This window comes from Blautia sp. AF34-10, from assembly GCF_003477865.1.
GTDB lineage: Bacteria > Bacillota > Clostridia > Lachnospirales > Lachnospiraceae > Fusicatenibacter > Fusicatenibacter saccharivorans.
In genome coordinates this window covers 24,147-37,402 of the sequence record NZ_QUED01000015.1, presented here as the reverse complement: position 1 = coordinate 37,402, position 13,256 = coordinate 24,147, and the positions used below count along the sequence as shown (strand labels likewise).

General features: G+C 49.0%; 8 protein-coding genes and 1 pseudogene. 5 read left to right on the top strand and 4 right to left on the bottom strand.

The genetic code is table 11. From position 1 onward, the window contains the following. The first annotated feature begins 11 nt into the window (after nucleotides 1-11). Nucleotides 12-704 (top strand): 50S ribosomal protein L1, encoded by a 693-nt coding sequence (gene rplA / locus DWZ60_RS10515; RefSeq protein WP_022463246.1) that lies wholly within the window; start codon nucleotides 12-14, stop codon nucleotides 702-704. Between the two features lie 366 nt (nucleotides 705-1,070). Then, nucleotides 1,071-2,978, top strand: a complete 1,908-nt coding sequence (locus DWZ60_RS10510) for a glycoside hydrolase family 31 protein (protein WP_330422265.1) — start codon at nucleotides 1,071-1,073, stop codon at nucleotides 2,976-2,978. A gap of 304 nt (nucleotides 2,979-3,282) precedes the next feature. Here the strand turns inward: DWZ60_RS10510 and DWZ60_RS20815 are convergent. Continuing rightward, nucleotides 3,283-4,202: pseudogene (locus tag DWZ60_RS20815) on the bottom strand (aldo/keto reductase). A 351-nt stretch (nucleotides 4,203-4,553) separates the two neighbouring features. On the opposite strand from DWZ60_RS20815, the gene DWZ60_RS10500 reads away from it, so the two are divergent. Beyond that, complete coding sequence (locus DWZ60_RS10500; RefSeq protein WP_118595267.1) at nucleotides 4,554-5,327, top strand: SGNH/GDSL hydrolase family protein; 774 nt, start codon at nucleotides 4,554-4,556, stop codon at nucleotides 5,325-5,327. 205 nt (nucleotides 5,328-5,532) lie between these two features. Here the strand turns inward: DWZ60_RS10500 and DWZ60_RS19960 are convergent, their stop codons facing one another. After that, complete coding sequence (locus tag DWZ60_RS19960) at nucleotides 5,533-5,925, bottom strand: hypothetical protein (protein WP_330422264.1); 393 nt, start codon at nucleotides 5,923-5,925, stop codon at nucleotides 5,533-5,535. An 83-nt stretch (nucleotides 5,926-6,008) separates the two neighbouring features. Further along, nucleotides 6,009-6,191 carry a TetR/AcrR family transcriptional regulator gene (locus DWZ60_RS19955; RefSeq protein ID WP_330422263.1) on the bottom strand — a complete coding sequence of 61 codons (183 nt, stop codon included), beginning with the start codon at nucleotides 6,189-6,191 and terminating at the stop codon, nucleotides 6,009-6,011. Nucleotides 6,192-6,541: 350 nt separating this feature from the next. On the opposite strand from DWZ60_RS19955, the gene DWZ60_RS10490 reads away from it, so the two are divergent. Beyond that, the gene (locus DWZ60_RS10490; RefSeq protein ID WP_119221622.1) at nucleotides 6,542-9,640 is read left to right on the top strand and encodes a hypothetical protein; all 3,099 of its coding nucleotides are present in this window, start codon (nucleotides 6,542-6,544) and stop codon (nucleotides 9,638-9,640) included. A 361-nt stretch (nucleotides 9,641-10,001) separates the two neighbouring features. Here DWZ60_RS10490 and DWZ60_RS10485 read toward each other — a convergent pair whose 3' ends face one another. Continuing rightward, nucleotides 10,002-10,934 carry an AraC family transcriptional regulator gene (locus tag DWZ60_RS10485; protein ID WP_119208587.1) on the bottom strand — a complete coding sequence of 311 codons (933 nt, stop codon included), beginning with the start codon at nucleotides 10,932-10,934 and terminating at the stop codon, nucleotides 10,002-10,004. Nucleotides 10,935-11,123: 189 nt separating this feature from the next. Here DWZ60_RS10485 and DWZ60_RS10480 point away from each other — a divergent pair, with 189 nt between their 5' ends. After that, the gene (locus DWZ60_RS10480) at nucleotides 11,124-13,133 is read left to right on the top strand and encodes a glycoside hydrolase family 127 protein (RefSeq protein WP_118595264.1); all 2,010 of its coding nucleotides are present in this window, start codon (nucleotides 11,124-11,126) and stop codon (nucleotides 13,131-13,133) included. Nucleotides 13,134-13,256: the final 123 nt, after the last annotated feature.

Here is a 13,256-nt window from a genome sequence, read left to right as displayed (position 1 = left end):
GTTATTAGACAATGAAACATGGTAAGAAATATTTAGAGGCTGCAAAAGCAGTTGATCGTAGCATTCAGTACGATCCGGCAGATGCTATTTCCACAGTTAAGAAATTAGCTACTGCTAAATTTGACGAGACAATCGAAGTTCACATCAAAACTGGTTGTGACGGACGTCACGCAGACCAGCAGATCCGTGGAGCAGTTGTTCTGCCGCACGGTACCGGAAAACAGGTTCGTGTACTTGTTTTCGCTAAAGGCGCAAAAGCTGATGAGGCTGTTGCAGCAGGTGCAGAGTTCGTTGGAGCTGAGGAGCTGATCCCGAGAATCCAGAACGATGGCTGGTTTGATTACGACGTTGTTGTTGCTACACCAGATATGATGGGTGTTGTTGGTCGTCTGGGCCGTGTACTTGGACCGAAAGGTTTAATGCCAAACCCGAAGGCTGGTACCGTAACTATGGATGTTACCAAAGCCGTTAAAGAGATCAAAGCAGGTAAGATTGAGTATCGTCTTGACAAAACAAACATTATCCACGTGCCAATCGGAAAAGCTTCTTTTACTGAGGAGCAGTTAAGCGACAACTTCCAGACGCTGATCGGTGCAATCAACAAAGCAAAACCGGCTACTCTGAAGGGACAGTACCTGAAGAGCGTTACTCTGGCTCCTACTATGGGACCTGGAGTTAAGGTTAATACTTTGAAGCTTGCATAATAAATGAAATACTGAGAACCCCCGGGGCTGTAATGGCTCCGGGGGTTCTTTGCGTTGAAAAACGGACGCAGGGGAAAGGCGAATTCCGATTCCTTAAGAAAGAGCTTTATTTCAATGGGAAATAATTGAAAAAGATCAAAATAGTGTTAGAACATGAAAATTAAGATCAAGTATTCTGCCGGAAATGTTAGTATAATGCTAAGTAGAAAGCAAACGAAAAGAGCAGAGCCCATGCATGCGTTTGGAACGGCGGGTTCTGGAAAGGGAGGTTTTTATGCAGTATTTTGAGAAACAGGGAAATGCGCTGATTTTCCGGCAGGATGGGGAGACGGTCCGGGTGGAGCCGTGGCAGAAGGACAGTCTCGGGTGAGAGGTACGCTTCTTTCGGAGATAGAAGAGGGAAGCATTGCACTGCTTGATCCGGAACCGGTGGAAGCGGAAATTGAGCTGGTGGATGAACGGAAAGCGACGATCAAAAACGGTAAAATCCAGGCGGTTCTCGAGCTTCAGCCGTGGGGACAGAAGCTTCGGATTACGTTCTTGAATCAGAAGGGCGAGGTGCTGCTCTCTGAGATTGCGAACGGCGGAGCGCTCTGCCTGCGCGCACACGATTACCGTGCATTAAAGGGCGGCGCTTATCAGCTAAAAGTATCCTTCGATTCCAACCCGGATGAGAAGATTTACGGTATGGGACAGTATCAGCAGGAGCGAATGAACCTGAAGGGATGCAACCTGGAACTGGCGCACCGCAATTCGCAGGCGAGCATTCCGTTTTATGTATCGAGCCTTGGCTACGGCTTCCTGTGGCACAATGCAGCAGTCGGTGAGGTTCATTTCGGAACAAACACAACGGAATGGCTGGCACGCACCACAAAGCAGCTCGACTACTGGGTAACCGCAGGTGATACCCCGGCGGAAATTGAAGAGCACTTTGCAGATGCCATTGGTAAAGTTCCGATGATGCCGGAGTACGGCCTTGGCTTCTGGCAGTGCAAACTGCGCTACTACAATCAGGAGCAGGTACTGAATGTGGCACGCGAGTACAAAAAACGCGGCATTCCGCTGGATGTCTTTGTCATCGACTATTATCACTGGCCAAGATGCGGTGATTATCGTTTTGATGAAGAATATTTCCCGGATCCGAAAGCAATGATCGACGAGCTGCATGAGATGGGCATCGAGACGATGGTTTCCATCTGGCCGCAGATCGACTGGAGAAGCGAGAATTACGAAGAAATGAAACAGCAGGGACTCCTTGTGAAGAGCAACGCAGGTGTTGATGTACAGATGCTGTTCCATGGAAATAATGTCTTCCTGGATGCAACAAATCCGAGAACAAGAAAGTATGTATGGGAGAAAGTAAAGAAAAATTATGCAGATCTCGGCATCCACACCTTCTGGCTGGATGAGGCAGAGCCGGAGTTTTCAACCTATGAGTACGAGTGCTACCGCTACGCCGCAGGCCCGGTGGAAGAGATCGGAAATATTTATCCAAGAGAGTATTCCCGTATGTTCTACGAGGGCCAGAAAGAGAGCGGCCAGGAGGATATTGTCAACCTCGTCCGCTGCGCATGGCTCGGAAGCCAGAAATACGGAGCCCTTGTGTGGTCCGGCGATATTTTCTCAACCTACGAGGATTTCCGCAAACAGATCTGTGCAGGTCTTCATATGGGACTTTGCGGTATTCCGTGGTGGACGACTGATATCGGTGGATTCCACGGCGGTGTGACCGAAGATCCGGACTTTCAGGAGCTGCTTGTGCGCTGGTTCCAGTTTGGCACCTTCTGCCCGGTTATGCGTATTCACGGAAACCGGGGACCAAGAGAAGAGATCATCAACAAGGCTGGCGAAGTGCGTGAGGGAACCGGAGCTGACAACGAGGTATGGAGCTTCGGAGAGAAAAATTATGAAATCCTGACAAAATTCATCGGTGTCCGCGAAAAAATGCGCGATTACACGAGAAGCCTGATGGCAGAAGCACACGAAAAAGGAACACCGGTCATGAGAACGATGTTCTATGAGTTCCCGGAGGATGCAGCGTGCTGGGATATCTCCGATGCTTACATGTTCGGCTCCGACATCCTTGTAGCACCGATTGTCCGGCCAAAAGCAACGAGCCGTACCGTTTATCTGCCGGCCGGTGCGTCCTGGACGCTGGCAAATACCGGTGATGTTTATGAGGGCGGAAAAGCCTATGAAATTGAGGCGCCGATCGAAACACTGCCTGTTTTCCTTCGCAACGGAAAACAGGGATATCTGGTGGGAGAGATCTGATTTAACCGAATCAAGTAAGTCACCTGCTTCGAGTACGAAAAGTAATAAGCAGTGGTTGGGGACTTGCCTGTATCAGGAGGAATGCAAGCTTCTTCTGATAAACTGCGGAGCAGTTATTTGGTTATGGGCAGGCAGTAAATGCGGATTGCAGATAGCTGCATGAAAAAAGAAAAGGAAAAAGGGAAAAGCATTCCGGAAGATCGACAAGATCCAAAGGAATGCTTTTCCGATGTTATAAATCAATCACGGATCCGAAAAACGGATTTTAGCTTTGTTCCGCATACGGGCAGGCGGACAGAAAAACTTACGGAAGCGGATGGCCTGCCGCCAGATACAGCTCATACCATTCTTCCCGCGTCAGCGTAATAGCACATGCCGCGATAATCTCTTTCAGGCGGTTTTCGCTTGCCGTACCTGTGACAAGCTGCATATTTGCCGGGTGGCGCAGAATCCACGCTGCCGCAATCGTGGTATCACTGACGCTGTATTTTTCGGCCAGTGCACGGATTTTCCGGTTCAGTTCCGGGTACTCGTCGCTTCCAAGAAAACATCCTTTCCATGATGGCATCTGGAACGGAGACCATGCCTGCAGGGTAATATCGTGCAGACGGCAGTAATCGAGCAGACTGCCATCGTGGTCAACCGAACCCGGTGTTTCCATGTTCACTTCCATGCCATTTGCAACAAGGTTGGAAACCGGAATGCTGAACTGTACCTGATTGGCAACGAGTGCTGGCGGACATATTTCTGCAGCAGTGCAATCTGCATCGGCTTGTGGTTGGAAACACCGAAATGGCGGACCTTTCCGCTCTCAAACAGAACATCAAAGGCGGCAGCTACATCTTCTGGTTCTACGAGCGCATCCGGCCGGTGGAGCAGCAAAAGATCGAGGTAATCCGTCTGCAGACGTTTTAAAATACCATCGACAGATTCCAGGATGTGGTCTTTCGACAGATCATAGCAGCCCTGGCGGATGCCGCATTTGGACTGGAGAAAAATATCCTCCCGTTTCAGGGACGGATCGCCGGAAAATGCCTCACCGAACACAGTCTCGCTCATGCCGCCGCCGTAGATATCCGCGTGATCAAAGAAATATGCGCCCTGCTCCAGCGCGGAGTGGATAAAATGATTCATCTCGTCCTTCGATTTTTCGGAAAGCCGCATGCATCCGACTGCAATGGAAGGAACTTTTCGCAGGTGATTGCCTAAAATTGTTTCTTTCATAGTAGAATTTTCTCCTTTGCAATGCTTCTGTATTCGCAGAGGTTTTCGTAAAGCAGGCGTGGAAGGACTCTGGAAGTACAGAAAGAATAGTAATTACGTTGCTTTTAATATATCATTTAAGTGCACTTGAAAGTCAATGGTTTTTGAGGAAAAGAGAATAAAAAAATCGCCGGAATCGATCAGAATTCGACCAGAACACAGAAAATCCGTATTTTGTTAACAAAATCGGAACAAAATCGACAACAAAGTTTACTTGCATTTTCAGAAAAATGATGTAAGATAGGGGTATTCGAAAAAAAGATCCGACAGGATCTGCGAAGTGGTATTGAATCAGATAATGGAGGTTTTGCGATGGATGCAAAAATAATAGCCGGAATCCTGGCCGCAGGAGGCGCAGCCTTAGCTGTGGGCGGCATATATAGCATGAATAAGAAAACAGGTTATTTTAAAAAGGGAAATTCCGTCCGATACGATGTTTCCCGTATTCCGTTTAAAAAAACAAGTCCGTTAAAAGGAAAAACAGTTGTATTTTTGGGATCCTCCGTGACGAAGGGCTTTGCTGCCCACAACAATTCGTTTGCGGAGTACATAGCGAAGAAAGACAGCTGTACCTGCATCAAAGAAGCGGTCAACGGAACCACGCTGATTGATAATGGTGAGGATTCCTACATCGAGCGTATGCGCGACAGGCTTGATCCAAAGCAACAGGTGGATCTTTTTATCTGCCAGCTGTCCACGAACGATGCAACACGCAACAGCCCGCTCGGTGAAATTTCGGAATCCTGCGATCTGGAGAGCTTCGATGTCGAAACTGTCTGCGGCGCGATTGAGTATATCATTGCATATGCAAAAGAAACGTGGCATTGCCCGGTGATGTTCTATACGAATCCACAGTATGATTCCGAGCCGTACGCGAAGATGGTAGAGGCGCTTCTGAAAATTCAGGAAAAATGGCAGATCGGTGTGATCGATTTCTGGAATGACGAACGAATCAACCGTGTTTCCCCGGAAAAACGAAAACTGTATCTTCAGGATCCGATTCATCCGATGAAGGCCGGCTATGCCGAGTGGCTGGTGCCTGTGATGGAACAGCGGATTGGTGAGTATCTGGAACAGCAGGTATAGGCAAAGAGAAAAATAAAAAATACTTTCGTGGTTTCTTTTGAAAAGATTCCGCGAAAGTATTTTTTTGATTTACAGGAAACTTCGTTGAATTTTCCTGTAAATTAAAAAGCCCTCCGGGCAGGATCGCACTGCGGCGGACGGGAATTATGTCGCTGAAGCGACCCGCCGCAGGCGGAGAATCCTGCAAAGCAGGATTCTTTCTTGTTTACGAGAGCAGTGAGTCGGGATTCGCGCCTGCATTTTCCGTGGTTTTCCGTTTCTTCCGGATTCGGAACTGCTTGAAAATGCCCCGAATGGCAGCGTAGAGCTCCGGCTTTAGTTCTTCAAGCGGAACCGGCTGCTGGTACAGGATAGCATTGTAGCTTGTACCGCTTACAAGCTCCAGAATCATATAGAACATCAGCTCCGGTGAGCGATACGTATATGCTGCATGAGAGAGCAGAGATTCATAGATGGTGTAGATGGCCGGCGTGTCGGCAAACGGAGCAAAGGTAAGAGAGTTTTTGAAGAATCCCCAGCTCAGATGCTTGGAAATCAGCGTCACGAGGCTGTGGTTGGCGGCAAACTGGTCGAGGATATTGTCGGTGATAAAAAGCACCTGCTCTTCAAAATCATGGATATCCGGGTGGCGCAGCAGATCTGAGTAGGCGGCCTGAAATACCTGACTCGCCTTATGTGCAATCAGATGATTCCGAATATCGTACTTATCTTTGAAATAAAGATAGAAGGTACCTTTGCAACGCCGGCGTTATTCACGATATCCGAAATGGATGTTTTACTGAAGCCGTTGTTGATAAAAAGTGAGAAAGCAGAGTCCAGAAGGGACTCACGTTTCATTTGTTTGTTGTTGTCAATTTTTCCCACAGAGAGTCTCCTTTCCTGAAAAATATCACATCATGTGTCATTTACTTAACTACAATTATAGTTAGAATACATGGAAACTGTCAAAGGGAAAATGACTAATTTTCTCATTTTTGTGACTATGCACGAAGAAAAAAATGACCGATCGTCAATTTTGTGCAGTATTTAATGTTGACTAAGAGTCATTTTTGCGTTATAACATTAGATGATTGAAAGGCATAGGAAAAACATCCTCGATCTGAGGGAAACAGTATCCCGCAGTATCTTACTCCGAGTGGGTTTTACTTCTCTTATGATCCTGGATTTCATCATAAAAAACCATTATAAAAACCACAGAAAGGAAGTTTATCACAATGAATAGAAACAGAAAACTGAGAAAACAGATGATGTCTGGTCTTGCTGTTGGTATGGCTGCTGTTATGGGAGCTGCTCCGGTTTATGCAGCGACAGGAGAGGACGCAGCGGTTTCCAAAGAAGAAACCGTATATGTAAATGCAAATGCAGACGGATCGGAAGATCAGATCACCGTATCCAACTGGCTGAAGAACGCAGGAACGGAAAAGAACCTGAAAGATGAGAGTGAACTGAAGGACATCAAAAACGTAAAGGGCGACGAGGAGTTCACCCAGAGCGGAAACGAGCTGACCTGGCAGACAGACGGCGAGGATATCTATTATCAGGGAACAACCACAAAAGAACCTCCGGTTTCCGTGAAGTTCACCTATTATCTGGACGGCAAGGAAATCAAACCGGATGACCTGGCCGGAAAGAGCGGAAAACTGAAAATCAAAGTTGACTATACAAACAACACAAAGACAACGGTTGACATCAATGGCAAGAAAGAGACGATGTACACCCCATTCGTCCTGATGACCGGAATGATTCTTCCGCAGGATACTTTCTCCAATGTCAAGATCGACAATGGTAAAGTCATTTCCGATGGAAGCAGAAACATCGTAATCGGATTTGGTATGCCGGGCCTGCAGGAAAGCCTGGGATTAAATTCCGATTCCCTTGAAGATCTGGTATCCGGTGACAGCGATTTCGAACTGCCGGAAAGCCTGGAGATCACTGCAGATGTGGAGAACTTCTCTCTGGATTCTACCTTCACCGTTGCACTTGACGATGTTCTCGACACCATCAATACCGACAACATCACCGGATACGATGACCTGAAGGATGCACTGAGTGATCTTGAGGATGCTGCAATGGAACTGGTTGACGGTTCCAAGGCACTCTCCGATGGTGTGGATACTTTAAAAGACAGCTACAAAGAGCTGGATGACGGTATCGGAACGTTAAAAGACGGCGCTGACGAGCTGAACAGCGGAGCCGGCACACTGGTAAGCGGAGCCGGCACACTGGCAAGCGGAGCATCGACTCTGGCAAACGGAACTTCTACTCTGAACAGCGGAGCTTCTACCTTAAACAGCGGAGCAGCTACCCTGTCCAACGGAGCATCCACCTTAAGCAGCGGAGCTTCTTCCCTGGCAAGCGGCGTAAACTCCTACACCGAGGGCGCTGATACCTTGAATAAAGCAATCCAGACGTATCTTGGAAAGAACGGTGTGCTGACTGGAAGCGTAACTGAGTATGTAAACGGTGTGAATAAAGTCGTTGCAGGCGTAAAACAGTACACCGACGGAACAACACAGCTGTCCGACGGCGTTGCTTCTTATGTAGCAGGCGAGAAACAGCTTGCAGCAGGCGCTGAGCAGCTTCAGCCTCTGGCAGACGGCCTGACCGAGGTAAACAGTGCAATCGCAACACTGAACGCAGCACTCGACGGAAAAGATGAGAATGATATTTTAGCAGGAGCAAAACAACTCTCCGAAGGACTGACCAGTTTGAACGAGCAGCTGCAGAGCACCGATGTACAGAGCCTTCTGACGATGATAGACGGTATGACCAGCACCGGTTCTACCCTGATCTCCGAGACCGAGGCACTCTCCGAGGTTCTGAACACCACAATCGCAGGATCTGTCAACAGCATGATGACAAACGGCAACGAGCTGATGAGCCAGATGGATACGTTGTCCAAAGGACTTGAGAGCTACTTAAGCGGTCTGGAGGCACAGATCACGAATCAGGCAACGCAGATGGGAACCCAGATGGCAGCACAGGTTCAGGCATGGGCAGACGGAGCAGCAGCACAGCTGAACCAAGAAGCAACAGCAGCAGCACAGAGCGCAGCTGATGCAGCAGCAAGCCAGGCTTCCGCCGATGCAGCAAAACAGGCAAATGATCAGCTCTCTGTTGCAGCAGCTACACTGGATGCACAGATTTCCGCAGCTAAGAGCGCTGGAAATACAGAACTTGCCGATTCCTTAAGTAAAGCAAGAAATCAGATCGGAAGTGTCAGCGTTTCCGCTTCCGCCGGAACCGTTTCGGTTACTCCGGTTACAGCTCCGCAGATTACCCTTCCGGAACTGAACTTCGAAATCGAGCGCCCGGATCTCTCCGGTCTTGCAGCAATGCAGCAGAAGATGAGCGACATCAAGAGCCGATACAGTGATCTGCAGAAGACGGTTGCAGCTCTGATGCCGCAGCTTGAGACCATGAAGAAACAGATGCAGACCATCACCGATAATAAAGCAGTTGTTGAGCAGAATCTTGGTGCAATGCAGAAACTGACCGCAGGTGTGGCACAGCTTGATGCAGGCGGAAGCACTCTGTACAAGGGCATCGATACTCTGTCCGCAGGTGTGAGCCAGCTGTACAGCAGCACAAATGAGAGTTTTGCAAAAGCAACAGCAGGCATCAATGCATTGAACGCAGGATTTACTCAGCTGAGTGCTTACAATGATACGCTGCTTTCCGGCGCAAGCCAGCTGAAAGCAAATGCACCGGCTCTGGTTGAGGGTGTTACGACTCTGCAGGGCGGCACGACACAGCTGACCGCAGGTCTTGGACAGCTGGGAAGCCAGTTAAGCGATGGATCTGCAAAACTTTCTGCAAACAGCGGAAGCTTAAGAAGCGGTGCTTCTCAGGTAGCAGGCGGAGCATCCCAGCTGGCAAGCGGAGCCTCCACACTGGCAAATGGAACTTCTTCCCTGGCAGGCGGAGCTTCTGAACTGAACAGCGGAGCTTCTACGCTGGCAAGCGGAGCATCTACGCTGGCGAGCGGAGCTTCTACACTGGCAAATGGAACTTCTTCTCTGGCAAGCGGAGCTTCTGATCTGAAATCGGGAAGCAGCAAGGTTGTTGATGGTATTGACGAGCTGTCCGATGGGGCGAAAGAACTGGCTGACGGTACGAAGAAGTTTGAAGAAGAGGGTACCAGCAAGCTGAAGAGTACCTTTGAGGATGATCTGGGAGATGTACTGGATCGGATTCAGGCGCTGAATTCGGATAAATGTGCTTATACTTCTTACAGTGGTAAGGCAAATGGAATGGATGGAAGCGTGAAATTTATTATCGAGACTGCAGCAATTGAAGCTGCGGAAGAGTAATGTGATTCCACGGTAGATTGTGAGGCCGCCTGCGGTCGGGATATTTCCCCGACCGCAGGCGGCATTTACGTTAGGTGGGGTGCAAAAAGACAAAAAATAAGAACAGCCCGCGGATATGCGGGCTGCTCTTTCATAATGAGGGGGGAGATAGTTTTGAGTGGTTCATCAACTATCTGAGATATAGTATAGTGAAGAAATGTGAGCAAAGTATGTCTATTTTCTAAAAGAAACAGTAAATTTCTAAAGAATAAGTGAATCCATCCATTGAGTAAATCACTTCCGTCCGCCAAAACGTAGATGGGTCCCCAGGCGCAGCGGAGCGTCCGCCCCCCGCGGTGCCTGGGGGTCGTATCCTCCCGTCCTATTCAAAAGAAAGTTTCCGGTTCCCATAACTCTTCCGGTACTGTCCCGGCGTCATCCCGGTGAGCTTTCGGAAAGCCGTGGAAAAATTATGCGCATCCTGAAATCCAACGTTATAGGCAATCTGAGAGACAGTGTGATTCGTGTCCGTCAGCTCAGCCATTGCGCTGTCCGTTTTGGATTTCAGGATGAACTGCTTCAGTGTCATTCCGGTGCCCTCGTGGAAGAGGGAGGAGAGGTATTTGTCGTTGTAGCCGAAATAACGGGCGAGTTCGGTGACTTTGAGGGACTCGCTGCTGTGGTACTGGATGTAGCTGATGATGTCCTGCAGGATCTGCGTCCGCTGCGTTTCGGAAGTGTAGGTGCGGTAGAAGGGACTCTGACAGTTGATTTCGCCGAGAACAGCGGCAGTCAGGCTGTTGTTGAGGAACGTGTTGTGGAAACGCAGGGAAGTGTCCTGGAGCTGCTTCATGAGGATGATGACGCGGTTCGGGGAGGAAAGCGTTCCCTGGCGCGGGATGCATAACGTTTCGGGGTAGTTGGATGGAAGCTGGGCGGGAGCGAGGTCCTCAAGGCGGTAGGAGGATGGCGGTGCAGCATGAAACTCATCCAGAACCGATCCGGCGGTCGGGTCAGAAGGAGCGACGATCGGTGCGGAGGGGATACCCGGGATAAAATGGAGCCAGTAGAAAGAGCAGCTTCCCTTTTTCGAGCCATGCTGATGGACGGTCGGCGGCAAAAGAAGATATTCGCCGGGGTGAACCTCGTAAGAGCGGCGTTCGTCCGCGATAAAAAGCGTTCCTTCCGTCACAACCATCAGTTCAAAATTGACGAGATTCCGTGTCAGGTGCATCCACTCCGGGGACGGGGACTGGAATTTGCCGCAGAGGTCGTAGGTAAAACAGGCGGCATCTGGAAATAAAACAGAGATCATATGACTTTTTCAAACCTTTTCAAACATTCTTGTATTTTAAACGGCGGTCCGTTTTGCTAAAATAAAACTATAGAAAAACAGGAAAACAGCCGTCAAAAGAAGTGTAACGCTTCCCATCCCTGAAAGCAAGGAAAATATCTTTTTTAAACCAGGAGGCGGCGGAAGACAACGAAAAAGGAGACCGAAAAAATGGATCAGAAAAACTTCAGCAAACCATTATCCCTGGCAAAAGTCCAGGTTACTGATGCATTCTGGAAAAAAGAGATGGAGCTTGTCCGCACCGAAGTAATTCCGTATCAGTGGAATGCCTTAAATGACAATGTTCCGGGAGCAGCACCGAGCTTCTGTATGCGGAACTACCGCCGCGCCGGTGAAGTTGAAAAAGAGCGGAAAGCAAAAGGAGACAAATTTGTTCAGATCAAATATCCGCTGGATACTTTTGAGACACTGCCGAAGGATGGCAAAATGGACGGAAGATTTTATGGCTTCCTGTTCCAGGATACCGATTTTACCAAATGGGTGGAGGCAGTTGCGTACTCCCTGACACAGCATCCCGATCCGGAGCTGGAAAAAACGGCAGATGAAGCAATTGAAGCTGTCTGCGCAGCACAGAGAGAAGACGGATACCTCGATACCTACTATCTGATCAACGATCAGGATATGATTTTTACAAACCTTAAGGACAACCATGAGCTGTACTGCTTCGGTCATCTGACGGAAGGCGCCGTAGCCTATTATCAGGCGACCGGAAAAGACCGTCTCTTAAAAGCAGCAGAGCGTTTCGCGGACTTTATTGCCAGCAAACTCGGTCACGGCGAGGGTAAAAAAGCAGGTTATCCTGGTCACGAAATTGCAGAGATGGCTCTGATGCGTCTCTATGATCTGACCGGCGAGCAGAAGTATCTCGATCTTGCAAAATACTTCATCGACGAGCGCGGAACAAAACCATACTATTACGATATCGAGCGCGGTCTGACCTGCCCGGAGGGCGAGGAACGATATAGCTACAATCAGGCAAACCGCCCGGTGCGTCAGCAGGATGAGGTGCAGGGGCACTCCGTACGCGCCGTATATCTCTATTCCGGCATGGCGGATGTGGCAAGGGCAACGCAGGATGAGAGCCTGCTGAAAGCCTGTGAAACTCTCTGGAACAACATGGTGCATCAGAAAATGTACGTCACCGGCGGAATCGGTGCCACTCATATAGGAGAGGCATTCTCTTTCAACTATGACCTGCCAAACGATACCGCTTACGCAGAGACCTGTGCATCCATCGGTCTTGTGTTCTTTGCTCGCCGCATGCTGGAGATTCAGGCAAAAGCAGAGTACGCGGATGTGATGGAATTAGCCCTCTACAATGGCGTTCTCTCCGGAATGGCGCTCGACGGAAAGAGCTTCTTCTATGTCAATCCGCTGGAGGTACTGCCGGAGGCATGTCACAAGGATGAGCGGAAATTCCATGTAAAACCGATCCGTCAGAAATGGTTCGGCTGTGCCTGCTGCCCTCCGAACCTGGCAAGAACGGTAAGCTCAGTTGCATCTTACGCATACACGGAAAACGACACAACCCTGTTTGTCCACTTGTACATGGGCGGAACAGTGGAAGGAGAAAAAGTAAAAGCATCCATCACTTCCGAATTCCCGTGGGACGGCCATGTTTCCGTGACCTGCGAGAGCGATACCAAAGAGCCGTACACCTTTGCATTCCGCATCCCGGGATGGTGTGCTTCTTATGAAAAAGAGATTCCAAAAGGCGCAGAAGTGGAAGAAAAAGACGGGTATCTTTATGTGACAAAAGTATGGGCGAAGGGTGAGACGATCCGCCTGAACTTCCCGATGGAAATCCAGTTTCTGGCATCCAATCCGCTTGTACGCGAGGACGCCGGCCGTGTTGCCGTAAAACGAGGACCGGTTGTTTACTGTATGGAAGAAGCAGACAACGGAAAGAATCTGCATTTGACAAAACTCTGTGTGAATGGTGAAAAAACCGCAGAAGCAGCCGATGAGCTGGGCGAGTACTTTGTGAGCGTAACGGCCGAGGGACGTCGCATGAAGCTGGGCGATGCAGAAAAACAGCCGTTGTATCATCTGTATCAGAAAGAGGAAGAGGAAAAGACGAAACTGAAGCTGATTCCATATTATATGTGGAACAACCGAGGTGAGGGCGAAATGCAGGTATGGATCCGCGCATGTGAATGATTTTATTAAAGAAGAAATAAAGAACTCCGGAAAAGGGATGGCTCCTGATACAGCCTCCCCTTTTTTCCGGAGTTCTTGTTATGCCAAAATATGAGAATCCTGCAAAAAAGAAAGTGAATTTTT